This is a genomic window from Paenibacillus kyungheensis (genome assembly GCF_028606985.1).
GTDB lineage: Bacteria > Bacillota > Bacilli > Paenibacillales > Paenibacillaceae > Saccharibacillus > Saccharibacillus kyungheensis.
Map to the genome: position 1 here is coordinate 4,252,501 of NZ_CP117416.1, position 24,797 is coordinate 4,277,297.

The 24,797-nt window shown below is 41.4% G+C and carries 25 protein-coding genes, 2 tRNA genes and 3 rRNA genes (1 of these 30 running past the window's edge); 5 read left to right on the top strand and 25 right to left on the bottom strand.

The window, feature by feature from the left end; all coding sequences use genetic code 11:
* The 23 genes from PQ456_RS18335 to yyaC all read right to left on the bottom strand — a co-directional run.
* Positions 1-1,703 (bottom strand): 23S ribosomal RNA (locus PQ456_RS18335) (it extends 1,220 nt beyond the left edge of the window).
* A gap of 145 nt (positions 1,704-1,848) precedes the next feature.
* Positions 1,849-1,924 (bottom strand) — tRNA-Ala (locus PQ456_RS18340).
* Between the two features lie 22 nt (positions 1,925-1,946).
* Positions 1,947-2,023, bottom strand: a tRNA-Ile gene (locus tag PQ456_RS18345).
* Positions 2,024-2,058: 35 nt separating this feature from the next.
* A 5S ribosomal RNA gene (gene rrf / locus PQ456_RS18350) occupies positions 2,059-2,175 on the bottom strand.
* 167 nt (positions 2,176-2,342) lie between these two features.
* A 16S ribosomal RNA gene (locus PQ456_RS18355) occupies positions 2,343-3,895 on the bottom strand.
* Together the 16S, 23S and 5S rRNA genes with 2 tRNA genes alongside form the textbook arrangement of a ribosomal RNA operon.
* A 404-nt stretch (positions 3,896-4,299) precedes the next feature.
* Positions 4,300-5,184 carry a nucleotidyltransferase-like protein gene (locus tag PQ456_RS18360; protein WP_273613551.1) on the bottom strand — a complete coding sequence of 295 codons (885 nt, stop codon included), beginning with the start codon at positions 5,182-5,184 and terminating at the stop codon, positions 4,300-4,302.
* Between the two features lie 209 nt (positions 5,185-5,393).
* Entirely contained in the window at positions 5,394-7,016 is a 1,623-nt protein-coding gene (locus tag PQ456_RS18365) for a glycosyl hydrolase family 18 protein (protein ID WP_420540674.1), read from the bottom strand.
* Between the two features lie 209 nt (positions 7,017-7,225).
* Complete coding sequence (gene perR / locus PQ456_RS18370) at positions 7,226-7,660, bottom strand: peroxide-responsive transcriptional repressor PerR (RefSeq protein WP_204827141.1); 435 nt, start codon at positions 7,658-7,660, stop codon at positions 7,226-7,228.
* 143 nt (positions 7,661-7,803) lie between these two features.
* A complete protein-coding gene (locus PQ456_RS18375; RefSeq protein ID WP_273613553.1) occupies positions 7,804-9,210 on the bottom strand; it encodes a DUF4097 family beta strand repeat-containing protein in 1,407 nt (468 codons plus the stop codon).
* Positions 9,200-9,775, bottom strand: coding sequence for a hypothetical protein (locus PQ456_RS18380; RefSeq protein WP_273613554.1), 576 nt, complete (start codon positions 9,773-9,775; stop codon positions 9,200-9,202). Before PQ456_RS18380 ends, PQ456_RS18375 begins: the two co-directional genes overlap by 11 nt.
* 29 nt (positions 9,776-9,804) lie before the next feature.
* Complete coding sequence (locus PQ456_RS18385; protein ID WP_273613555.1) at positions 9,805-10,512, bottom strand: MgtC/SapB family protein; 708 nt, start codon at positions 10,510-10,512, stop codon at positions 9,805-9,807.
* Positions 10,512-11,006 carry a GNAT family N-acetyltransferase gene (locus PQ456_RS18390; RefSeq protein ID WP_273613556.1) on the bottom strand — a complete coding sequence of 165 codons (495 nt, stop codon included), beginning with the start codon at positions 11,004-11,006 and terminating at the stop codon, positions 10,512-10,514. The genes PQ456_RS18385 and PQ456_RS18390 overlap by 1 nt, the downstream gene beginning before the upstream one ends.
* Before the next feature lie 116 nt (positions 11,007-11,122).
* The gene (gatB, locus tag PQ456_RS18395; protein ID WP_273613557.1) at positions 11,123-12,556 is read right to left on the bottom strand and encodes an Asp-tRNA(Asn)/Glu-tRNA(Gln) amidotransferase subunit GatB; all 1,434 of its coding nucleotides are present in this window, start codon (positions 12,554-12,556) and stop codon (positions 11,123-11,125) included.
* 30 nt (positions 12,557-12,586) lie between these two features.
* Positions 12,587-14,041, bottom strand: a complete 1,455-nt coding sequence (gene gatA / locus PQ456_RS18400) for an Asp-tRNA(Asn)/Glu-tRNA(Gln) amidotransferase subunit GatA (protein WP_273613558.1) — start codon at positions 14,039-14,041, stop codon at positions 12,587-12,589.
* Between the two features lie 48 nt (positions 14,042-14,089).
* The gene (gene gatC, locus PQ456_RS18405) at positions 14,090-14,377 is read right to left on the bottom strand and encodes an Asp-tRNA(Asn)/Glu-tRNA(Gln) amidotransferase subunit GatC (protein ID WP_273613559.1); all 288 of its coding nucleotides are present in this window, start codon (positions 14,375-14,377) and stop codon (positions 14,090-14,092) included.
* A gap of 129 nt (positions 14,378-14,506) precedes the next feature.
* Positions 14,507-14,884, bottom strand: a complete 378-nt coding sequence (locus PQ456_RS18410) for an ATPase (protein WP_273613560.1) — start codon at positions 14,882-14,884, stop codon at positions 14,507-14,509.
* A gap of 252 nt (positions 14,885-15,136) precedes the next feature.
* A complete protein-coding gene (locus tag PQ456_RS18415) occupies positions 15,137-15,772 on the bottom strand; it encodes an MBL fold metallo-hydrolase (RefSeq protein WP_373461988.1) in 636 nt (211 codons plus the stop codon).
* 6 nt (positions 15,773-15,778) lie between these two features.
* Complete coding sequence (locus PQ456_RS18420; RefSeq protein WP_273613561.1) at positions 15,779-16,348, bottom strand: thioredoxin family protein; 570 nt, start codon at positions 16,346-16,348, stop codon at positions 15,779-15,781.
* A gap of 4 nt (positions 16,349-16,352) precedes the next feature.
* On the bottom strand, positions 16,353-16,964 hold the full coding sequence (uptA, locus tag PQ456_RS18425; RefSeq protein ID WP_273613562.1) for an undecaprenyl phosphate transporter UptA: 612 nt from the start codon (positions 16,962-16,964) through the stop codon (positions 16,353-16,355).
* Between the two features lie 235 nt (positions 16,965-17,199).
* On the bottom strand, positions 17,200-18,381 hold the full coding sequence (locus tag PQ456_RS18430) for a class I SAM-dependent methyltransferase (RefSeq protein WP_273613563.1): 1,182 nt from the start codon (positions 18,379-18,381) through the stop codon (positions 17,200-17,202).
* 29 nt (positions 18,382-18,410) lie between these two features.
* Positions 18,411-19,064, bottom strand: coding sequence for a DUF6483 family protein (locus tag PQ456_RS18435; protein ID WP_273613564.1), 654 nt, complete (start codon positions 19,062-19,064; stop codon positions 18,411-18,413).
* 19 nt (positions 19,065-19,083) lie between these two features.
* The gene (locus tag PQ456_RS18440; RefSeq protein ID WP_273613565.1) at positions 19,084-19,881 is read right to left on the bottom strand and encodes an alpha/beta fold hydrolase; all 798 of its coding nucleotides are present in this window, start codon (positions 19,879-19,881) and stop codon (positions 19,084-19,086) included.
* A gap of 41 nt (positions 19,882-19,922) precedes the next feature.
* Positions 19,923-20,477, bottom strand: a complete 555-nt coding sequence (gene yyaC / locus PQ456_RS18445; protein ID WP_273613566.1) for a spore protease YyaC — start codon at positions 20,475-20,477, stop codon at positions 19,923-19,925.
* Between the two features lie 176 nt (positions 20,478-20,653).
* Here yyaC and PQ456_RS18450 point away from each other — a divergent pair, with 176 nt between their 5' ends.
* From PQ456_RS18450 to PQ456_RS18470, 5 genes are all read left to right on the top strand, one after another.
* On the top strand, positions 20,654-20,878 hold the full coding sequence (locus PQ456_RS18450; protein WP_204827128.1) for a DUF1128 domain-containing protein: 225 nt from the start codon (positions 20,654-20,656) through the stop codon (positions 20,876-20,878).
* Between the two features lie 116 nt (positions 20,879-20,994).
* The gene (locus PQ456_RS18455; RefSeq protein WP_273613567.1) at positions 20,995-21,723 is read left to right on the top strand and encodes a phosphatase PAP2 family protein; all 729 of its coding nucleotides are present in this window, start codon (positions 20,995-20,997) and stop codon (positions 21,721-21,723) included.
* A 120-nt stretch (positions 21,724-21,843) separates the two neighbouring features.
* Positions 21,844-22,101, top strand: coding sequence for a GlsB/YeaQ/YmgE family stress response membrane protein (locus PQ456_RS18460; RefSeq protein WP_273613568.1), 258 nt, complete (start codon positions 21,844-21,846; stop codon positions 22,099-22,101).
* Between the two features lie 170 nt (positions 22,102-22,271).
* Positions 22,272-22,838, top strand: a complete 567-nt coding sequence (locus tag PQ456_RS18465) for a YtxH domain-containing protein (RefSeq protein ID WP_273613569.1) — start codon at positions 22,272-22,274, stop codon at positions 22,836-22,838.
* A 118-nt stretch (positions 22,839-22,956) separates the two neighbouring features.
* Positions 22,957-23,328 (top strand): DUF5665 domain-containing protein, encoded by a 372-nt coding sequence (locus PQ456_RS18470; protein WP_273613570.1) that lies wholly within the window; start codon positions 22,957-22,959, stop codon positions 23,326-23,328.
* A 229-nt stretch (positions 23,329-23,557) separates the two neighbouring features.
* Here the strand turns inward: PQ456_RS18470 and PQ456_RS18475 are convergent, their stop codons facing one another.
* Together PQ456_RS18475 and rsbW are read right to left on the bottom strand one after the other, a co-directional pair.
* Positions 23,558-24,334 (bottom strand): sigma-70 family RNA polymerase sigma factor, encoded by a 777-nt coding sequence (locus tag PQ456_RS18475; protein ID WP_069325602.1) that lies wholly within the window; start codon positions 24,332-24,334, stop codon positions 23,558-23,560.
* Entirely contained in the window at positions 24,331-24,783 is a 453-nt protein-coding gene (gene rsbW / locus PQ456_RS18480) for an anti-sigma B factor RsbW (RefSeq protein WP_204827123.1), read from the bottom strand. The genes PQ456_RS18475 and rsbW overlap by 4 nt, the downstream gene beginning before the upstream one ends.
* Positions 24,784-24,797: the final 14 nt, after the last annotated feature.

Genomic DNA, 24,797 nt, shown 5'->3' on the forward strand with positions numbered 1-24,797 from the left:
GTTCTTCCGCGCGCCTTAGAATTCTCTTCTCACCCACCTGTGTCGGTTTGCGGTACGGGCACCTGCTTCCTGGCTAGAGACTTTTCTTGGCAGTGTGAAATCATGACCTTCGCTACTGTAATTTTCGCTCCTCATCACAGCCTGGCCTTGGGGTATGCGGATTTGCCTACATACCAGCCTCACTGCTTGAACGGACATCCATCAGTCCGCGTCACTATCCTCCTGCGTCATCCCATTGCTCATAACGGCTTTCGGTGGTACAGGAATTTCAACCTGTTGTCCGTCGACTACGCCTTTCGGCCTCGCCTTAGGTCCCGACTTACCCTGAGAGGACGAGCCTTCCTCAGGAATCCTTGGGTTTTCGGCGGATCAGATTCTCACTGATCTTTTCGTTACTCATACCGGCATTCTCACTTGAATGAGGTCCAGCGCTCCTTGCGGTACACCTTCAATCTTCATTCAACGCTCCCCTACCCCTGATACAAAGTATCAAGCCATAGCTTCGGTGGTGTGTTTAGCCCCGTTACATTTTCGGCGCAAAGTCACTCGACCAGTGAGCTATTACGCACTCTTTCAATGGTGGCTGCTTCTAAGCCAACATCCTGGTTGTCTGTGCAACTTCACATCCTTTCCCACTTAACACACACTTGGGGACCTTAGCTGATGGTCTGGGCTGTTTCCCTTTCGACAATGGATCTTAGCACTCACTGTCTGACTCCCGGAATAAAGTCTGTGGCATTCGGAGTTTGACTGAACTTGGTAACCCTTGCGGGCCCCGCATCCAATCAGTGCTCTACCTCCACGACTCAACTTCCGAGGCTAGCCCTAAAGCTATTTCGGGGAGAACCAGCTATCTCCAGGTTCGATTGGAATTTCTCCGCTACCCCCACCTCATCCCCGCACTTTTCAACGTGCGTGGGTTCGGGCCTCCAGTACGTGTTACCGTACCTTCACCCTGGACAGGGGTAGATCACCTGGTTTCGGGTCTACGTCCACGTACTCAGTCGCCCTATTCAGACTCGCTTTCGCTGCGGCTCCGGCTTTTCACCTTAACCTTGCACGGGAACGTAACTCGCCGGTTCATTCTACAAAAGGCACGCCATCACCCAGTAATAGGGCTCTGACTTTTTGTAAGCACACGGTTTCAGGTTCTATTTCACTCCCCTTCCGGGGTCCTTTTCACCTTTCCCTCACGGTACTGCTTCACTATCGGTCGCTAGGGAGTATTTAGCCTTACCAGATGGTCCTGGCAGATTCATACGGGGTTTCACGTGCCCCGCACTACTCGGGATCCGTCTCGGAGAGAAGATGATTTTAGCTACAGGGCTTTCACCTTGTCTTGCGGGCCTTTCCAGACCTCTTCGCCTACCATCTTCCTTTGTAACTCCAAAGAGACGTCCCACAACCCCAACAAGCAAGCTCATTGGTTTGGGCTGTTCCGCGTTCGCTCGCCGCTACTGACGGAATCACTCTTGTTTTCTGTTCCTGAGGGTACTTAGATGTTTCAGTTCCCCTCGTCTGCCTCTGCACACCCTATGTATTCAGGTGTGAGTAACTGGAGATGAATCCAGTTAGGTTTCCCCATTCGGACATCCCCGGATCACAGCTTGCTTACAGCTCCCCGAGGCTTTATCGTTGTTCGCCACGTCCTTCATCGGCTCCTAGCGCCTAGGCATCCACCGTGTGCTCTTAGTAGCTTAACCTAAGTGTTTCTAAATTAATAGAAACGGTGTATTTCAATTTCTCGCCTACCACTGTTTACACAGTTTGTAGAGAAGAAACCTTCTAAAACGCGATGTTTCGTTTTCGGTATCCAGTTTTCAAGGATCAACTTGGGTAAAAATAATATGGTGGAGCCAAGCGGGATCGAACCGCTGACCTCCTGCGTGCAAGGCAGGCGCTCTCCCAGCTGAGCTATGGCCCCATAATTGGGAAGTAAATCTATATGGTGGGCCCTAGTGGACTCGAACCACCGACCTCACCCTTATCAGGGGTGCGCTCTAACCAGCTGAGCTAAGGGCCCGTATTGTAAGATTCTTTTCGACATGAAAAGAATGCGCTTGGCGGCGTCCTACTCTCCCAGGACCCTGCGGTCCAAGTACCATCGGCGCTGGAGGGCTTAACGGTCGTGTTCGGGATGGGTACGTGTGGAACCCCTCCGCCATCGCCACCAAACGATGAAACATACGGTAAAGATTGAGAAGATTGACCTCTCAAAACTGAACAACGAGTGAGTGGTGTCATTCAATGAATGACCACAGATCCACCGGAGTGTTCTGCGTTTGTCTTTCCCGAAAGAAAGACGTTCGAATGTTTCCGTTGCAGGAAACGATTCTCCATAGAAAGGAGGTGATCCAGCCGCACCTTCCGATACGGCTACCTTGTTACGACTTCACCCCAATCATCTACCCCACCTTCGGCGGCTGGCTCCTTGCGGTTACCCCACCGACTTCGGGTGTTGCAAACTCTCGTGGTGTGACGGGCGGTGTGTACAAGACCCGGGAACGTATTCACCGCGGCATGCTGATCCGCGATTACTAGCAATTCCGACTTCATGCAGGCGAGTTGCAGCCTGCAATCCGAACTGAGACCGGCTTTTAAGGATTGGCTCCATCTTGCGATATTGCTTCCCGTTGTACCGGCCATTGTAGTACGTGTGTAGCCCAAGTCATAAGGGGCATGATGATTTGACGTCATCCCCACCTTCCTCCGGTTTGTCACCGGCAGTCTGCTTAGAGTGCCCACCATAATGTGCTGGCAACTAAGCATAAGGGTTGCGCTCGTTGCGGGACTTAACCCAACATCTCACGACACGAGCTGACGACAACCATGCACCACCTGTCTCCTTTGTCCCGAAGGAAAAGACTATCTCTAGTCCGGTCAAAGGGATGTCAAGACTTGGTAAGGTTCTTCGCGTTGCTTCGAATTAAACCACATACTCCACTGCTTGTGCGGGTCCCCGTCAATTCCTTTGAGTTTCAGTCTTGCGACCGTACTCCCCAGGCGGAATGCTTAATGTGTTAACTTCGGCACCAAGGGTATCGAAACCCCTAACACCTAGCATTCATCGTTTACGGCGTGGACTACCAGGGTATCTAATCCTGTTTGCTCCCCACGCTTTCGCGCCTCAGCGTCAGTTACAGCCCAGAAAGTCGCCTTCGCCACTGGTGTTCCTCCACATCTCTACGCATTTCACCGCTACACGTGGAATTCCACTTTCCTCTTCTGTACTCAAGCTCTCCAGTTTCCAGTGCGACCCAAGGTTGAGCCTTGGGCTGTGACACCGGACTTAAAAAGCCGCCTGCGCGCGCTTTACGCCCAATAATTCCGGACAACGCTTGCCCCCTACGTATTACCGCGGCTGCTGGCACGTAGTTAGCCGGGGCTTTCTTCTCAGGTACCGTCACTCCGAGTTCAGTTACTAACCCGGACGTTCTTCCCTGGCAACAGAGCTTTACGATCCGAAAACCTTCATCACTCACGCGGCGTTGCTCCGTCAGACTTGCGTCCATTGCGGAAGATTCCCTACTGCTGCCTCCCGTAGGAGTCTGGGCCGTGTCTCAGTCCCAGTGTGGCCGATCACCCTCTCAGGTCGGCTACGCATCGTCGCCTTGGTGAGCCGTTACCTCACCAACTAGCTAATGCGCCGCAGGCCCATCCTCAAGTGACAGATTGCTCCGTCTTTCCAAATTCGTTCAGGCGAACAAATCATGTATTCGGTATTAGCTACCGTTTCCGGTAGTTGTCCCAAGCTTGAGGGCAGGTTGCCTACGTGTTACTCACCCGTCCGCCGCTAAGAATAAAAGAAGCAAGCTTCCTTCATTCTCCGCTCGACTTGCATGTATTAGGCACGCCGCCAGCGTTCGTCCTGAGCCAGGATCAAACTCTCCATAAAGTGTTTGACTTGCTCAATTGAAACTGGCGAGAACCGAAGTTCTCTATTTTGTAAAGGTCGGCTAAGACCTTTATTGACTCACTCGTTGTTCAGTTTTCAAAGATCAAACATTTCGTTTGTTTTGCTTTTGTGCACCGACGCGTTATCGCATCAGCAACTCTTATAATATATCATGCTCATTTCATTTCGTCAACACTTTTTTTTCAAGAAGTTTTTTTCTTCCTTCGTAATCTTTCATTTACTTATAGAAGAATATATAGTGTTAATCGCTGTATCCGTTGAAGCGGAACGTTTTATAATTTATCACAGATTGTTGATACAAGTCAACTACTTATTTAGCAAATTATTATAGATTGGATATTGCCGTATTCCGCTTCGTTAGTGAACATTAATTTCTTCAGTTGTTATCGGTTAAGCCAATAGCGAATTTCTCTTTCTCCACCTGCTTGTTCTGGTCTCCATGATACGACTTCATTGATCAATGACCGAAATACAAGTTTGCGAATAACCATAGGTAGCATATTGCCCACATGAGATAGGTCAGGATGCTGTAATAGTTCTTTGACGCTCCATGGTTGCTTACGGCTCCGAAGCACTTGGAATAGTATAGATGAACATTCTCTCATTTTGGACATGACTGAAAATTCACATGCCAGTAATACTAACTCTACTCGCTGCTCCATCGTCTCTGTACTGAATGCTAGTTGTTCATATAATTTGTAAACGTCTAGCTTGCATGTCCTTACTTGTTCCCATACTGCTGATTCAGGATAGATACCTTTTTCAGATAGATCAATTCTTGCCCAGTGTTGTAATGCTTGAAAAATACTATTATAAGCATCCATAACTTGATTCTGTTTCATATGGTGCTTGGCTTCTACGTATTGTGTTAGAAATTGTGTAAATTCTAAAAATATACGGCGCTCACGCAAAGGGCTGGAAAAGTGTATAAATTGTTTTCTTAAATGATCTACTTGTTCATTGGTATCCCAGAGCAATTCCCCTTTAAGGAAATGTTCGATCATAATACGGTTATCTCCAGTGATCATACATTGTTCTAGAATGTCTTGATCGACATAGATAACTTGTACATGTGTATTTGATCCATCAATACGATGCTCGATAACTTCTACCTGCTCATGATAACTGCATACTACAATAATAAGAACTTCAAAATCATGTAAAAGTGAACCATTGAATTGCTGGTTTTGGCCTTTCGATGCAACCGCCCCGATAATCTTATGGTTATTGGAATGTGCATGTAGAAAAGAAAGATTAGTTAATTCCACGTTGTCCTCCTTCATTTGGTTGAAAGTTGACTCATTGTTTTTATCGCTATAGAACTTATTTCTACAATTTGGAATCCCTTTCCTGCTTGAAATGTGAGTATTTCTATAAAAAAGGCTAGAACGCCTATAGATGGATACTCTATAGATGCTCTAGCCTTATAAAAGAAGATTACTTTATTGGTGATGAAGTGTTATTGATTCACCATGATTTATTTCTCTATCTTGGATAATGTACTCCATGCGCGATCATCACCTAAGCTACGTGTCCATGAAGCGACTCCACCTAGATTAAGCTTTTGAGCAAGTTCTACTCTTGCTTGGAGTGACACTTCATCTTCGATCCAAATTCGCTTGAGTGCTCCGTCTTGTTGGTACTCTACATAATTTTGTCCTGTGCTAGGGTCTAACTTCGGTGATAATTTCTTTTCTTTGATTAATTCTGCAATGCCGTTCATGCCTAATGCTTTGGATGAGACTTTTGTTTGGCCATCTTCAGTCTTTTCTGTCCATACACGCGCATATAAAGGAACACCCAGAATCAATTTGTTAGCTGGCACTTCATCTTCTTCCAGAACACGATTTACTGCTTTTTCTACCCAGGGTAATGAAGCTACTGAACCGGATTTGGGGCTTGCTGCCCAGTGTTCATCGTACGCCATGAGCATCATATAATCTAACGAAGGGGCTAATGCTTCACGATCTAAAAATTTCGACCATAGCTCACTATTGGACTTTGGTGTTACATCCATTGAAAGTACCAGGTCTTTTTGAAGAGCAAGTGGTCGTAGTTCACGTACAAATTGAGTTACGTTAGGACCATCTTTGGTATGGACACTTTCAAAATCAATATTGATCCCGTCTAGTTGGTACAGATCGGCATATTCTAATAGTTGTGATATAACACGACTTCTATTCTCATACGTTGATAGTGCTCCTGTTGTCATATCAGCATCAAAATTGTTAGTGACCAATCCCCATACTTCTTTGTTGCGGTTGTGTGCCCAATTTACATAATGCATATCGGCTTTACTGCGTACATTTCCTGTATTATCGACAATTTCGAACCATGTCGGACTGACGACATTAACTCCTGGTAACTCGCCAATCTTTGTAGTATCAGGTTGACGTTCATAGACTGCTTCCCATGTTAGATTCACTTTTTTACCAGCCCAGTCTCTATTGACTCGACTATCGGGCATCTGTGGCACTGATACTGTCTCTAAATCATCCAGAACAACGTTATCGCTCTGCATATAACCAACATACCCATTATCTAACTGAACGGTATACCAACCTTCTCCAGTCTCCCAAATACGTAAACGTGCGTTATCAGGAACGTCTTTGTAAATACGAGAATGAATATCTGCTTCTGCTCGCAATGCTACTGTCTGGTCTGATCCTCCTGTGACTGTGTGAGCATATTGAACTTTTTCGCCTGCTTTTAACAAAATCACAGCACCGGTAGTCGGATCTTCATATACATTAATGCCATACGTTTCTTTGAGTGGAGCTAGCGGTACATACAAAATGTCTCCTTCTTGTTGAGGAGCAAATCGCAATTGTACTGATTTCATATTCAGTTGTGCATCTTTACTTCCACTTTGTAATTGCACTAGATTACGATCTGTTGTTAAAATGACTGATTGCGTTGCTTCTTCATAGCGAATATTAGGATCTATCTGTTCTTGCAAAACAGGCAGAGGTAACTGTAAAGAATCTCCTGTACCTATTGCGGAATAAGGAAGGATCTCTCCTTTGATAAAAATAGGCTTGGTTAGGCCTTTCCAATCTGGGTCTTTATGTAAAGGGTTAGGGAAAATCTCAAATATCATCCAACCTACAACTAAAAGAGCAGCAAACCCTAGTATCCACCAACGACGTTTGTTTGATTTGCGTAGACGTGCTCGTTCTTTTCTATTCAAAGTATCCTCCTTGTGCTGCGTGATTCAGGCTCATGCTGTTCTTTTCTACTTTTACCCTGCTAGTTGCACATCTAATAAAAAAAGCGAGAAAAACCATACGGTTTCTCGCGCTTTGGAAATTACTGTTGATTCAAGCCTCTGCAATGTGCGCAAGTTCCATAGAGCTCCATCCGATGCCCAGAAATCTGAAATCCTGTATGCCTGGCTGCTTGTTGTTCTACTGCTTCTAAAGAAGGATAACTAAAATCTTCGATTTTGCCACATTGCTGACAAATGACATGATAATGATCTGTAATATTCGCATCGAACCGACTGGAATTATCACCGTACGTTAATTCGTGCACCATACCTGCTTCAATAAACATTTTCAAATTATTATATACCGTAGCTACACTCATACTTGGAAACTGAGGTTCTAACGAACGATAAATTTCATCTGCTGTTGGATGTTCCATTGATTCTAATAAATAACTTAAAATCGCATGACGTTGAGGTGTAATCCGTACGCCACTGACTTTGAGTTGTTCTAATGCGTGTTGAACACTTGTCGTCATCTTATTCACCGCCTTATTGAACTTTCCGAAAAAAACTGTATGTCCGGTAAGAACTAATAAAAGAAGAAAGTGACCAGACAAGGCAGACATTCGTCAGCTTTAATTGTACGGTTAGATGAAGAGGATTGTCAACGCGACCTCTTTTAGTTGGCTGAGGTGGACTCTGTGACCGCTTCATCTGTGTTGGTTGTATTGCTTTTTGGTATATTGCTAGAAGATTTCGAATTGGTGGAAGAATCAGTCTCTTCAGCATTGGATGGATCTATCGTCTGATCATCATTATCTTTGATCATTGCATCACTGTTACGCATAATATTCAAATCACCATTACCATCTACCTGAATCGAATGATCAGCCGTACCAAATTCACCTGTGATTGTTCTTTTTTCAACTTTTAACGGTAAATCTGTATTGATCGTTCCATAACTATTAGATCCGGAAACTTTGTAATCGCCTGTAGGTGGTAAATATAGATGAATGACACCAACAGCGCTATATACCGACCAATCTCCGCCAATACTGACAGAACGAATCTCTATATTTCCATTTAACGATTCAGCTTTGACTGCAAAATTGGCTTCATCCACCATAACATTACCATTTCTTGTGTTGACATCAATATCACCAAGTCCACCGATTAATGAAACATCACCTACTTGGGTATACAATTTGGCAGCGCCGCTAATATCGCTAGCTTTATATGTGCCTTGCTTCGTATCTGCTTCGACATTACCTAAAATAGACGAAATGTCCATATTTCCATTAACCGTCTGAGCTTTGATATCCCCTACAAGGTTACGCATAATCAGACTACCATTTCCTGAACGTACAGCAATATTGCGTAATGCTTCAATATTGGTCATCGTGACTTTACCGTTGGTTGTCTGCACATTGATATCTAGCCGACTTTTTTCAGGTAATGTAATCTCCATATTGATTCGTGGTTGCCGATTGTTGGATTCTCCATACGTCTGGGTCTGTGGACGAATTGAAATCTCATCGCCTTCTGAAACGTCGATACTTGTAGCATCTGCAATTTTCTGTGCTTCCTCTGCTTTGATCTCATCGATCCAGACAACAGGGCGAACTTCGATTTTTTCGACATCCCCACGATGAACGATTAAATCTCCGTTGATGCCTTCTACTGTTAATTCATCCGTATCTTTATCTACCGGAATCTCAACCGGCGTTAATTCTATTCGATTGCCAGATGCTTCGCTAAATTCAGAAGAAGCGGCGGTTAAATCTAAGCTTACTTTGCTCCATAAATATAAATACTGATTCTGCTCGGTCACGAAAAAAATAGCCGCAGTCGCAATCACAGCTGTCAGTATTCCTTTGATATCCAAACGGAATCTCATACGGTTACGCCGGGAAAGGATATAAAAGATAATATATTCCAAACCCCAGCATACGAAAATAAGCGGCCACCATTGGAGAAGGATCATTAATTGGCTACCACCGCTCCATTGATCTATCCAGATTAATATACCCAATGCTATCCATAACAGGGAAGCTGTAATTCGTCCTACTCTAATTCTACCGGTCATTGCTAGCACCTCCTACCGCTTGAGATGTAGCAGAAGACTTGTGTTTCTGAATCGTACGATAGATACGTACCATTTGAAAAGCAAGCAGTCCTACTCCAATAACTATACAAACGACGGCGATAATATAACCGCCCCAAAAGCTTACGATATTGCGTAGCCAATACGGTCGTACTAAAAACATACAGATTAATAATCCTTCAGCCATCAATACTAAACCGAATGAAATGCCGCGTACACCTGCAAATGACTTGCGACGCTTATACTTGGGAATCAATGCTTTTATATGATCGTTAATCCAATCTGTTGATTGCAAAACATCATATACATTATAAAAATAAATAACAGGAATCATTAATGCTAACAATATTAAAAGAGGTACGTTGATCTGAATGCCTTTTGATGTGAAATAAAAAAGGGCAGCAATATCAAGCAGTAAAACAGCAATAAACTGTATTCCCCTTTGCGCCAATCCTAGATACATATGACCAAATCCAGGAAGAATAGCAGCGATAAGAACAGCGATAAATTTACGTTTGAGAGGTAGCTTGGCAGGGGATTTCTTCACTGTTGATCATGCCTCCTTCTTCTTTGCTTTTACTCAATAGCAACTGCGGTGACTCCCTCAATCTTCTGAATACTGCCTATCAATTCTAATGAATCGTATTCGTGCTTGATCACTACGCTCAAACGAAGTTCAGTAACTAACAAATCAGATGTCATACTGATCCCGCCTCGTTCTTTAACATAAGTGACTTTTCTGATCTGGATATGTTCGCTATCCATAAAGCGAGAGATTTTATCTAATGTTAATGTCCCTGCTATGCCTTCAATCGTAATCTGATGATCTTTGCTACGACGAATATAACGTTGTTCTACGATATTAAGTACCCACAAATTCAAAAGAACGATCAATGTACAGACAAAAGCTGCAAAATAAAAACCAGCTCCAATCGCCAAACCAATCGCAGCTACTACCCAAAGTGAAGCGGCTGTAGTCAGACCAGTGATCGCTTTACCTGTAAATAAAATCGTACCTGCACCCAAAAATCCGATACCTGAAATAACCGCTGTAGCTAATCGAGCCGGATCAAGTCTTACATTCGGTTCTTTGACAAATTCAGCAAATCCATAGACTGAGAGCATCATAATCAAAGTAGAACCTACACATACTAAAATATGTGTTCGAAGTCCTGCTGCATGACTAGAACGCTCTCGTTCCCAACCGATCAATCCGCCCATCAGCATAGATGCAACTAAACGAAGTAAAATATGAACATTGGTAATGTACCAGGGATCAGACATTAGTCAACTGAGTCCTCCCTTACTTGAGAAAGAGCAGGATTTAACCGATGAAATGTTGTTAATTTCACACCTGGTGCTACTTCAAAAGTCTCTACCGGGCAAAATCCATACTTTTTATATAAAGCGACAGCAGGTTGATTTAACTTCCCTGTCGATACAATATATAAAGGAACATTAGGATATTGTGCAAACACATGTTCAATCAATTGACTTGCAATCCCTTGTCGAAAAGCAATCGGATGCACCATCATTCGAGCGATTGTTAATGTATCATGTTCTTCTTGCTCTATAGAAATAACACCTTGAATTTCTTCGTACTCATTCACATACGCATAAAACGTTTCACCAGAACGACGAATACTTTCCACCGTATCCATTAATGGTGGAAGTTCTTTAAACCCGATCAATTCAGCTTCTAATCGATAAGCAATATGTTGTAACGCCCATATTTGTTGAACGGTATTGTCATCTTCTAATACACACTTTTGAATCACAAGATCACTCCTTGATCGCCAGATATAATGTATTCAAAAGCAAAAAAAGAACAATAAAAGAGACATGCCATATGGCATGCCCCTATATTCCTTTATCATTCCGGGATGATGCCAGATTAGCGAGGCAATAATTCAGCCAATAGTTTGTTAACCATACCTGGATTCGCTTTGCCTTTACTTTGCTTCATGACTTGTCCAACTAAAAAGCCAATCGCTTTGTCTTTGCCTGCTTGGTAATCTTCAACAGACTGCGGATTCGCAGCGATAACTGCTTCAACAATACCTTTGATTGCACCTTCATCACTAATCTGAGTTAATCCTTGCTCTTCTACAATTTGTTGCGGTAATTTGCCAGACTGTAGCATTTCTTTAAATACGGTTTTGGCAATTTTATTACTGATGGTTCCTTTTTCGATCAATCCAATCAATTCACCTAGTGCTTGTCCTGTTAAAGGAACAGAGGCTAATTCAAGACTATTTGCGTTCAAATAACCTAGCAATTCCCCTTGCATCCAGTTCGCTACCGATTTGGCATCACTGGTATACGTCAGGCTATCTTCAAATAGATCAGCTAAAGGTTTGGAAGAGGTGATAACACCTGCATCATATTCAGGCAATCCGTATTCTGAAGTATAACGAGCTTTACGTGCATCAGGCAATTCAGGAATAGAAGCTTGAATACGATCTTTCCATGCTTGATCGATATGCAATGTCACTAGATCTGGATCAGGGAAGTAACGATAATCATGCGATTCTTCCTTGCCACGCATCGATAATGTTTTGCCTTGAGCTTCATCCCAGCGACGAGTTTCTTGAATCACTTTGTCGCCATCATCCAAAATCTCAGCTTGACGATATTCTTCATACTCTAATCCTTTTTGTACACCACGGAAAGAGTTCATATTTTTAAGTTCAGCACGAGTACCAAATTCTTTTTGACCTGCTGGACGTAGACTGATATTCGCATCACAACGAAGTGATCCTTCTTCCATTTTCACATCAGATACATCACAGTACTGCATAATCGCACGAATCTTTTCCAAATAGGCACGCGCTTCTTCTGGTGAAGAAATATCAGGTTCCGATACAATTTCAATAAGAGGTGTACCGACACGGTTAAAATCAACCAAAGAGTCATATCCACCGGATGTATGTGTTAATTTACCTGCATCTTCTTCTAAATGCAGACGTGTAATCCCGATACGCTTGGTTGTACCATTTACTTCAATATCAACCCAACCATGTTCGCCGATCGGTTGGTCAAATTGAGAAATCTGATACGCTTTGGGAGAATCAGGATAGAAATAGTTTTTGCGATCAAACTTACTAACATCGCCTATTTTACAGTTAATCGCCATTGCTGCTTTCATTGCATAGTCAACAGCTTGACGATTTAGTACAGGCAATACACCTGGATGACCGAGACAAACAGGGCAAGTATGTGTATTGGCAGGTGCACCGAATGCTGTAGAACAGCCACAAAAGATTTTGGACTTGGTATGTAGTTCAACGTGAACTTCCAGTCCGATTACTGTTTCGTATTTGGACATACTGATAGGTTCCTCCTTCTTCATACGGTTTTAGAGCTGCGGCCGTTGTTGATGATTGGTATTTTGTTCAAAAGCGTGTGCCACGCGCAAAACCGTCTGTTCGTCGAAGGCTTTGCCGATAATTTGCATCCCTACAGGTAATCCAGAAGCAAATCCACAAGGAACACTGATTGCTGGAACACCTGCAAGACTTACAGGAATCGTCAAAATATCATTAAGATACATTGTTAATGGATCATCTAATTGGGAACCTAACTTAAAGGCTGTTGTCGGCGCAGTAGGTCCAATAATAACATCATATTTTTCAAATACATTATCAAAATCACGTTTGATCAATGTACGTACTTTTTGTGCTTTCAAATAATAAGCATCATAATAACCAGAACTTAACGCATATGTTCCAAGCATAATACGACGTTTCACTTCATCTCCGAATCCTTCACTACGCGATTGATGATACAACTCTAATAGATTGCCAGGATTCTCTGCACGTACACCATAACGTACGCCATCAAAACGTGCTAGATTGGAAGAAGCTTCAGAAGAAGCAAGCAGATAATATGTGGCTACTGCATATTCAGTATGTGGTAAAGATACTTCTTCCCACTCTGCACCCAATCCTTCTAATACAGCCAAAGCATCCATAATCGATTGCTTCACTTCTGCATCGACACCTTCACCGATGTATTCAGAAGGAACTGCAATTTTGAGACCTTTGATTTCACCGGACAATGCACTTACATAGTCAGGAATATCCACTTTTGCAGATGTTGAATCTTTGGCATCATATCCTGCGATTGCTTGTAAAACATAAGCCGAATCTTCTACATTTTTGGTCAAAGGGCCTATCTGATCTAAAGAAGATGCAAAGGCAACTAGACCAAAACGAGACACAAGACCGTAAGTCGGCTTCAGTCCTACAACTCCACAATAAGAAGCAGGCTGACGAATCGATCCACCTGTATCTGATCCTAGCGTAAAGTAAGCTTCCCCTGCTGCTACAGCTGCTGCCGAACCACCACTTGAACCTCCAGGAACATAATCCAAGTTCCACGGATTGCGCACAGGTGCAAAGCTAGAATTCTCATTAGAACCACCCATAGCAAATTCATCCATATTTAGCTTGCCGATCGTAACAGCGTCTGCTTGACGAAGCTTGTCCGCTACGGTTGCGTTATAAATAGGATCGTAATTTTTAAGAAATTGACTACCACATGTTGTTCGTAGCCCTTCTGTCACAATATTATCTTTAACCCCTACTGGAAGTCCAAACAGTAATCCGCGCGCTTCTCCGCTCACTAGCTTTTCATCTAGTGCTTTGGCAGACTCTGTTGCGCCTTCTTCGTTAAGTGTAAGGTATGCTTGTATTTTGTCGTCTTGTTCACAGATTGTCTTGAATGCTTGAGCTACAAGGTCGGTGACTGCCAAGTCTTTGGCATGAAGCCGATTATGTATTTCATTCAGACTCAAATCAAATAAAGTCAATGCAGGTTCCTCCTTCAATTCTGTTGATCACAGTGGTTGATCTATAGTCTATTCCAGTACAGCAGGTACTTTGAATTGTCCGTCTTCATCGTCTGGTGCATTACGCAACACTTTTTCAATCGGAAGACTTTCGTGAACTTCATCTTCACGCATTACATTACTTAAATGCAATACATGAGTAGTCGGCTCTACCTCTTCTGTATCTAATTCTTTTAATTTTTCTGCATATTTCAAAATAGCACTCAACTGCGCAGTAAACATTTCTTTCTCCTGCTCGCTCAAATCCAAACGTGCTAGCTTGGCTACATGCTCTACATCATTGATATTAATACTCAATTGTGGTTCCTCCCTCGCTGAAAATAACTTTTTTAATTATAGGGTAGATAAGGTGACAATTCAATTGAAGTTCTATAATAAGTCGTTAGTTATTTGTAGATAATAAAAAAGAGCCGGCAAGCCGACTCTTTAAATCCAAGCACGCAAATTAATTTGTTTTACAAAATCTGCTTGCGCTACAGTATCCGTCAAAGGTTCTTCCACAAATGGAAGTTCTTCGCCATTCATAATATGATAAAATAATTTCTCATTATGTGTCGCTAGAGCATAATCGATTAGCGCCTCGCGTCCGACTCGTTCAGCTTCCTGCCGGAGCAACCGTTCTTCTGGCTCAATATCACCGGAAGGAACAAAAAAATTACGATTGACCTTAGGAATACGAATGACATAATCGAAGGCATTATCAGGGTTACGGTCATATGCAATAACATATCCGTAATCTCCTACAGGCAGACTTTGCTCAAAGGTATCAGCGACAACTACGATTTTTTCTCCTAAATGCAGCATCGTGTAACTCCCCCTAGCTTTATCTACTTTATTTCTGTATCATACTAAAAAAAAATAACGATGTCCAATTTTATTACGAAAAATCAGGCTAATTACACTTGCATAACGTTTATTTCTATATCCAAAGTCGATTCATGTCATTTACTGGTCAATTATTAATCTTATTCAATAAAAAACACGCAAACCAGAGAAATGATCTCGATTTGCGTGTTGGAACTCTTTTCGAAGATTGTAATAGATTATGCCTTCAAATTAAGCAGGAACGTAAGGATTACTGGATTTCTCTGCACCGATTGACGTTTTGGGTCCATGACCTGGATATACCGTCACATCATCTGCCAAACGATATAGCTTGGTACGAATAGAATCAATCAATTGGCGTTCACTACCACCTGTAAGATCAGTACGACCTACACCCATACGGAATAAGACATCACCTGCAAATAGTTCTTTACCACAAAGGAAGCTTACACTCCCCGGTGAATGACCTGGCGTATGATATACGGTGAAGGTATGACCGATTAACTTCAATTGTTGTCCTTCATCTAAAGCATATTCAGCAGGTTCGGCTGTAATCGGCGGTGTCACTTGAGACCAATTAGCAGAACCGTTTAATTTGGCATTGGTTAACCACTCTGCTTCTAGATCATGCAGGTATACAGGGCAGTTGCATAATGTACGCACTTCTTCCAGTCCACCCATATGATCAAAGTGAGCATGAGTTAGCAAAATCGCTTCTACGTTGAGGTTCAGTGATTGGATGCGGCGAACTAACGCGCCTGGATTCATACCTGGATCAATCACTATCGCATCGGAACTATTTTCAGCAATGAGTAAATACGCATTGGTCTGTAAAGGGCCTAACGAAAAACTTTCTATTTTGAACAAAATGTATTACACCCCCGATAAAATTTCACGCAATTCACGAATAATCATAGCGTGAGAAGCAGAACCTTCACCATACCGTTCAGCCATACCTTTACGGACAACAGCCATTTTTTCTTGATAGTCTGGTGCTTCACGATCTGGATTTTCCTGTTTGAAAGCGATCATTAATTCTTGTACGTGTTCTGGACGAGGTCCCCACTGAGCAAGCACATGTCCACCTGTATCTGTAATAATCACGACAGGTACAGAGCGACCACCCATTGTTAAATAGTCATCCATCGTATCAAAATGATCTTCCAAAATTAAAATTTTGGTTGGAATCTCTGCTTCTTCAAATGCACGGAATACGACAGGAACGTTACGAACGACATCTCCACACCAATCTGCTGCTAGAATTAATGAGCGCAAATCATCACGATGAGCAAGCAATTTAAAAAACTCATGATCGTCTAGATCCGTCCAGTTAAACAATTCGTATCCATGATGAAATTCGTCTTTATTTTGAGTCATCCCCTCCATAAATTCCTGAGGAGAAATTCCTTTTTCCCATTTATCTGCTAAGTTTGGTTTGTTCATAAGATTAGCCACCCTTCTTTTTGTTCTTCATCTTCCATTTAACCAAAAAGTAAGCTGCCAATAGCACAATAGCTGCAACAATCAATGGTACTGTATATTTGCTAGCGATATCATCAATATGTTCCCATTGACTTCCAAGTACCATTCCTAGATAAACAAATAGCGCAGACCATGGAATAACTGCAAGGGTAGTCAATAAAATAAAGCGCATATGTGACATTCTAGAAATACCTGCCGGAATCGAGATCGCATGACGAACGACAGGAATAAAGCGTGCTGTAAAAATAACACCTGAACCGTATTTATCAAACCATGCTTCGGCATGATCGATATGGCTTTTTTTGATCAAAATGTATTTGCCGTACTTTTCCAAAACAGGTCTACCGCCATACCGTCCTATCCAGTAAATAAATAGCTGAGCAACAACGCCCCCTACTGTTCCGAAAAAGACAGCTCCAAAATAATTGATCGCTCCTGTGGAGACTAGATATCCTCCATAAGCCAGTACAATCTCACTTGGAATGACTTCGATCATCAATCCAAGCATAATTCCAAAATACCCAAGTTGTTGAACCCAATGCAATAATTGGGCAATAATATCAGATATAATTTCCACCAATCCCCCTTAACCTTTTGTTTGATGTGTATCGTTCTGTATCTTTGTATCCCATATTTATGTATTCCCATGTCAGTACAAGTAAGCCAGCTATCACGATGTTCTGTTATTTTAGCACAGCCCATAGAAGGCATTCCACTATGTACCAGAGTGACTGAATCCCCTCTGCCCATGAAAAAAGCTGAACTCGCTGTTAAACAACGAATCCAGCTTGGATTATACCATAAAATATAGATTATACTAATGATTTTTGATAATGCTGTAGCAGATCTTTGCATGCATTTTCAAGATATGGCTTGGCTTGAATCATATCCCGAAATGCTGTATATTCCTGCCACATTTCCGCCGATTGCTCTGTATCTGCTTTGACAGCACGAATTAAAATATTTTTGGGTGTATGTTCCATGTCTATAAATTCAAGCAATTGCGTTTTGTATCCTAACAGATCAAGCAATTTGGCACGTATCGCATCAGTAGCTAGTGCAGAAAAACGCTCTTTTAAAATACCATGCGATAATAGTGGACTCATAGTATCGTTCTGAATCTGGCTGAATAATTCATGCTGACAGCAAGGAACCGATAAAATAACAGATGCGTTCCAGCGTACTGCTTTTTCTAACGCGGCATCTGTTGCTGTATCGCAAGCATGCAATGTCACTACCATATCGACTTGTTCTAGCTCATCGTAATCCGCAATATCACCGACTAAAAACTTCAATTGATCATAATGAAGCTTTTCTGCTAATTGGCTACAATGTTCAATCACATCTGCTTTGAGATCAAGACCGACAATATTTAGCGGACGATGTTGTTGAATATTCAGATAATGATAGAGTGCAAATGTAAGATATGATTTACCACAACCAAAATCAACAATCGTCAGCTCTTTGTTAACCGGTAAAGAAGGGAGTACATCTTGTACCATTTCCAAAAAGCGATTGATCTGGCGGAACTTATCATATTTACGAGCCAATACTTTGCCATCTGCATTCATAATACCTAGTTCAATCAAAAAAGGAACAGGTTCGCCATCTTCAAGAATATATTGCTTTTTGCGATTATGATTAAGATCGGTCGATGTTTTGGTTGGTGTTTTGGTCAAAATAGATACTTTATACTTTTTACTGATCAGTACTTGATAATCCGCTTCTTTGGTACAGATAAGCCCTTGACGCATCGTTTCTTGCAATAATGCAAATAATGTCGTGATGGCTTCTGCTGGTAACAGATTATCATGAGTCACTTTGTTGCTGTAATGATATGCGAATTGGTAATGAAGTTGCTTTTTCAATTCGACAGGTTTGATAATGACTTTGGTAAAAGCATCATTATCTTTTTTACGAAGTTGGCTTAGAGTTGCTGTAATTAGCTCGCCAACTTCGATACATTGAGTAATTAATCGTTGCAGTGAATCCATGGTGTACAGCTCGCTTTCTGTCTTTCAACTTAATTTGACTGGGCTTCAAGCTCGGCATGTGCTGTAGTCAGCTCTGCACGAGATACGCCACCTTCTTCTAACTGTTCATCGCTTAATAATAGTAGACGTTGATACAGCGCCTGACCTTCTGTATGACCTTGTGCAGGATCAAGCTCGGTAAGACGCTTCAAAGCATCTACTGCATTATCGTAGTAGCCTTCTTGCTCTTCATACTGGACAAATAGATGCTCAACCGCAGCCGGCAGTGCATAGTCTGCTAATTCATCGGTTAATTGATCGATCTGCTCTGGATAATCAAACATTGTCCGATCGGCATCATTAACTGCACAATATAAAAATAAATGTAAAGATTTAATTCGGCGTACGGCTGCTTCTTGTTCTTGCTCGCTTAATTCGTAAATATCTGCTTCTTCACGCATCAATCTTGCTAATGCTTGCAGACGATCGACTTCAACCACTGAACCGATACGGAATAGTTCTATTACTTCTTCTGCTGGCAATCGGTTAATCAATCCATTATTCAACTGGAACTTCTGGCGAACCATATCATCCAATTCCCAGAGCGCTTCTGTTAATTTCTTCTGTTGCTTTAATCCGAATACTTTCGAAATTACCGATGCCATATCTTCAATCATACCCATAAGGTAATCATTTCTGAACATTCCTATCCCGCCTTTAATATTAATCTTTTCGTTGATTTTCCATAAAATCATGAATAATATTGACCAATTGTTCAGGTGCTTCCATCATACTCATATGTGCAATATCTGGAATAACTGCTGTTGTAATATTCTTAGAATCTGCAATAAACATCCGATCAGGTGGAGCAATCGGATCATCTGCCCCGGCTACTAATAATACAGGAACATTTGCGTTTTGGATAATATGCAATCGTTCAGGACGTTCTCGCATCGCCGCCGCTGCTCCACATGCACCTTCTGGAGAAGTAATATAACCGATCTCTTTTACCTTTAATACAGATTCAGGTAATTTGTAGACTAAATGCGAAGCAAATAACCCTTCAGCAAATCCATCGACAAAGTCGATAATACCTGTTGTACGAATCTGTGTAATAGTATTCAAGCGCTTCTGCTTCGCTTCTTCTGTATCTTCGTATGCTGTGGAATGTACAAGTCCCCATGCTTTAATATATGAAGGATATAGATCGACCAATGCTAATGTAGTATATCCACCCATCGAGTGCCCCAGTACGGTCACTTGTTGTAGACCAAGTTCATCTAATACGTTCACCACATCAGCTGCCATGTCTTCTATCGTATAAGGATCTGTTGATACAGGGCTATGACCATGTCCACGCAGATCCGGCACAATACAACGATAATGTTTTGATAAAAGAGGAATTACTTCATCCCAATACGCTGAACTTCCTAGAAAACCATGTAATAATACAATCGGCTCTCCTTGACCAGTATCTGAAAAATGTAATTTGATCGGTTGCTGTTCTGTTGGTTGGCTCATATCCTCATCTCCTATCAATAATGAAATAACGTTGATTCTTTTTATTTTAATATACCTAGCCCTTGAACAACAGCTTGGACAATATCTTGTGACATATTCATCACTGTATGCAGTGAAGTGGTCTGAAGTGTCCAATATGGTTTGGGGCCATTTTCATTGACAATCGCTGCGATACTATAATTGCCTACTCCAGGAAAACGTCCTCCTACCGATAATGCAGGAAATAGTGGAGTTGCTCCTATACTATACAACCCCACAGTATGATGTCTACCCAGACACGCATCAATAGCGATCACTTGGAGATAATCTTCAATTTGGGGAATACGTTCATGAAGATTATGAGCATCACAAGGAAAGTCCATCGTACCTATAACATGAGGCAGTCCATAAGCGACTAGCCCGCTACCGGTTAAAGGCCCTAACGCATCTCCTGTAGAACGATCTGTACCAATACACACAAAAGCTAATGTATCTATAGAATGAGTAGCTCCTATATCGCGAAAAAAATCAGTCAGTCCATCTTGATTTACATTGCGGCGATCTTGATTATCATAAGGAAGCAGACTGGAACGACGATTGATCATAATAAAAACCATGTCCCTCCTTTTATCAACATATATACGTACTTGAGGTACGATTCGATAGCGTATCTTATCGATACTCATTTTACCTTATGCAACAAGTTACCGCAAAATAATTGGTTCCCCATCATTATCCATGATACAATACAAAAAATAAGCTAATGCTTAATGAAGAAAGGAAGAACCCATTCATGGATTTGTCTCAACCTACCCAAGAAAATATCGCTTTTATGATTGAAGGCATCAAAACCAAACTTCGGATGGCCAGCGGAGCAGCAATGCAAGCTTCTGCTTTTTCGACCGAACAATACGAAGATATTCAAGAAGTATACGATATCGTGATCAATAAGCCGAACTTAAGTATTAGTGAAGTAGAAGCTTTAGTGTCTGAATTAGGACGTTTACGTAAAAAATAAATAAAATGAATGAGTCTTTCCTGAATAATAAGGAGAGGCTTTTTTTATATTCGATTCATTTGTTAAACTAGGGTTAAATTAAACATAACTCTATGTAAAGAAAGAAGGCGATACAGATGTCATCCGAGCAGTTCTCTAATTCCAAACATGAACAACCCCAACGATTTTCTTCTATTCCGATCTGGCTCCTTATTGTTATGGTATTGGTAGGTGGAGGTGTAGCTTCCTTCCTATTATTAAGAGGAATCGTATGGATTGTTGAATCGATAGCATTATATGATATACACACATGGGAAAAAGGGCTTCAAGCGTATGTACGTACATTCCATGAAGAACCTGTACGAACGATTATGTTATTTTTCACTTATATGGGTTCATTTTATTCTACAGTGTTTGTAGCATTATCATTTTCGATCTTATTTATGTTCCATAATATGTATCGTGAAGGATTGGCTCTGCTCGTTACAACAGCAGGCGCATGGCAAATCAATGTATTGCTTAAATCTTTCTTTATGCGTCCACGTCCTGATCTTGAATTTTGGACACATGCTTCAGGTTATAGCTTCCCCAGTGGTCATTCTACAATTGCAGCCGCGATGTATGGTATGCTTTTTGTCATCTGGTCAATGCATCGTAGAAGACGTCACTTGTCGATTGCCCTTCCAGTCATTTGTGGTATTTTCCTCATTGTAGGTATAGGTCTATCTAGAGTATATTTGGGTGTACATTACCCTACAGATATTATTGGTGGCTATATTGCTGGTTCACTTTGGCTGTCTGCTTGTGCTTATTCTTTACACTTATGGAGACATTCCGATGAACAAAGGGCTTCGATTCGCTATTGAATAGAAGAAATGTAATGTTTCACCTTTTGGTACTGGGTTTATATACGAAGTAAGACAAACTGCTAACTGATTGATATTACGACAGGTGTTTTGACTTGTTCAGCAAAGGAGGCGATTACGATGTGGGGCATTATTATCAGTATTGTTATGGCGGTTATTATCGGCGTTATTGGTAATGCACTTGCAGGTAATGAAATGCCAGGTGGCATTATCGGGGCTGCTATTGCTGGATTTGTAGGCGCTTGGTTAGGCGCTCTCGTATTTGGTCATTTTGGACCAACGATTGGAGATTTTGCTATTATTCCTGCTATACTAGGAACTGCTATTTTTGTGTTTTTGCTTGGTCTGGTTTCCAGATTGTTCAGAAGAACAGCCTGAACCTTTACCAGCATCACATATATAAGCCATACTTAACGTGAGCTACACATAATACCTGAACTTCGAGAACAGCTTTATTAAGGAATAACATATGGCTAATTTTTTTCTTACTTACAAAGATTGATCTGTTCAGACAAATCGATCTAAATTAAATCAAGGAGTGATTAATAATGAATGAAGTCGAAAAACAGTACCCAGTCCAAACAAGTTCTACATTTGTAAAAGGTGTATTTATCGGAGGATTGTTGGGAGCAGCAGCAGCATTATTGTTCGCACCAAAACCAGGTCGTGAATTACGCGGCGATATTTCTGAAAAATTTGTAGAAGCTTCTGATAAAACGAAAGAAGTTGCAGGTAATGTAACTGATCGTACGAAAGAGATTGCTACTACTGTAGCAGATCAAACTTCTCAAGTAGCTGGTCTAGTAAGCGATTCTGCTGTTTCTTTAGCTCAAACGGTATCTACTAAAGCTAAAGATGTAGCTAGATCTATTACTGAAAACAAAGAAACAGTAAGTAACTCTTTGGCTGATGCTGCTCAAAGCGTAGCTAAAGACGTTAAAGAAGCTTCTGATAATGTAAGCAAAGATGTAAAAGATGCTTCTAACGACGTTGCTAAAGACGTAAAAAGCGCTTCTAACGATGTAGCTAAAGAAGCTCAAAATAAAAGCAATGAAGTGAAAAAAGAAGTGAATTCTACAACGGGTAGCAACAACACAAGTTTCCCTACACGTTAATAGGTATTCACCAATAGCCGGCTCATTGCAGTCGGCTATTTTTATGTCCGGTTCATAGAACATCTGAAATATATACTTAATTGATCTTATTATTTATACGAAAGCGAGGGAATATCCGATGGCTCATGACACCAAAGACAAGGAAGTATCACCACGGTCTCCAGAACTCGTCAAACCTCCTAGTGAAATTGGAGAGCATCCTTTTGAATTACGCCATGAAGTAAAACGACTCAATGAACGTCTGGATCAGATTGCAGAAGCGTTGGATAAAGCAGAGATTCAGGACATTATTGAAAACTATAGTAGTGTCAAACGCAGATTGGTCGTTAACTTTATTGCAGGTGCAGCACGTGGTCTAGGTCTATCTTTAGGAACGATTGTTATTCTAGCGATTCTGGGTTTTATACTAAGCCAATTGGTTTCTCTTCCTCTGATCGGAAACTATATTGCTCAAATCCTAGATTATGTGAAAGCTTCACAAGGTAGATAAGACGATATGATTTTCTATCAAAGTCAAAAAACCTCTATGTTCAATATATCCCCTACATAGTATAGGGATTGAATATAGAGGTTTTTTGATGTATTTAGCTCTGTATACTTACAAAAAATGCGCTTTTACTATTCCATTATTCGGAACAATAAAGCGCATTTTAACAATCTTCTATTTTCCAAAGTATCCTAGCATCATTGCTGCACTTCGTGGCATGTATAAAATGCATTTAGCCTGAAGTGGAAGCATTTGACATGATCTGCTTCAACTTTTCAGTTGCCCGCTTTTGGATACGGGATACACTCATCTGAGATACACCAAGCTTTTGAGCAATCGCGCGTTGAGATTGACCTTCCTGGAAAGCCAATAACAATACTTTTTGTTCTTGCTCTTTCAATTGACTAAGAGCTTGTTGTAAATCCATACGTTTCTCGACAGAATCGTAATCATTCACATCTGCACTAATCAATTCACCTAGTGTAGCCGCACTCTCCTCTTGTGAAAGTGGAGAATCCAAAGATACATAGTGATAGCATTCACGTCCAGCTAGAACCTCAATTGTTTCTTCTTCAGATAGATCTAGAAAATGAGCAATCTCACGCACATGGGGCGAACGTTCCAATTTCATGGTCAATTCATCGATAGCTTGTTGTACTAATGCTCCCTTTTCTTTAATACGACGGGGAACCTGTATGTACCAAGATTTATCGCGCAAGAAATTTTTCATATGCCCGATCATACTCTTCATCGCATATGGTTCGAAAGGAATCCCAAGTGAGATATCGTATTGCTGCAACAAACGGATTAATGCCATCTGACCTACTTGATACAAATCTTCGTACAAGTCCGGTCGGTTACGGGCAATTTTACCCGAAGCCATTTTGACCATAGGCTCGTACTTTTTGATCAGTACTGTAGCGATGTCATTATCTTTTGTTTGTTGATACTCCCAGATCATACTGATTGCCTCGTCCATAGACTCGGGGGGAGTTAATCTTTCACTCATACAGTTTCCTCGCTTAGAGCAAGGTTTTTAGATAATACTACACGAGTACCTTGACCAGCAGAATTTTCGATACTCACATTGTCCATCAATGCTTGCATCAAATAAAAACCTAATCCACCGATTTGTACATCGTTTAGGTCTTTATCATGAAGTGTATTGTTCTGTCCCATATCCTTTACTGATTCGAAGCTCTCCCCTTCATCTTCGACAATAATGGATAATGTTTCTTCACCAACTTCAAAAGTCACTTCCACATGTCCTCCCTCTTGTCCGTACGCATACAACACAGAGTTATTACAAGCTTCAGAGACAGCTACTTTCATATCTTCAATATCTTCATAAGAAAAGCCCATTTTAGAAGCAATTCCATACAAATTTAGTCTTACAACGTCCACAAATTCTGCCGTCGCAGGCAAATTAAGAACTACTTTTTGAGTATCAGCATTCATTCGATGTTCGATCC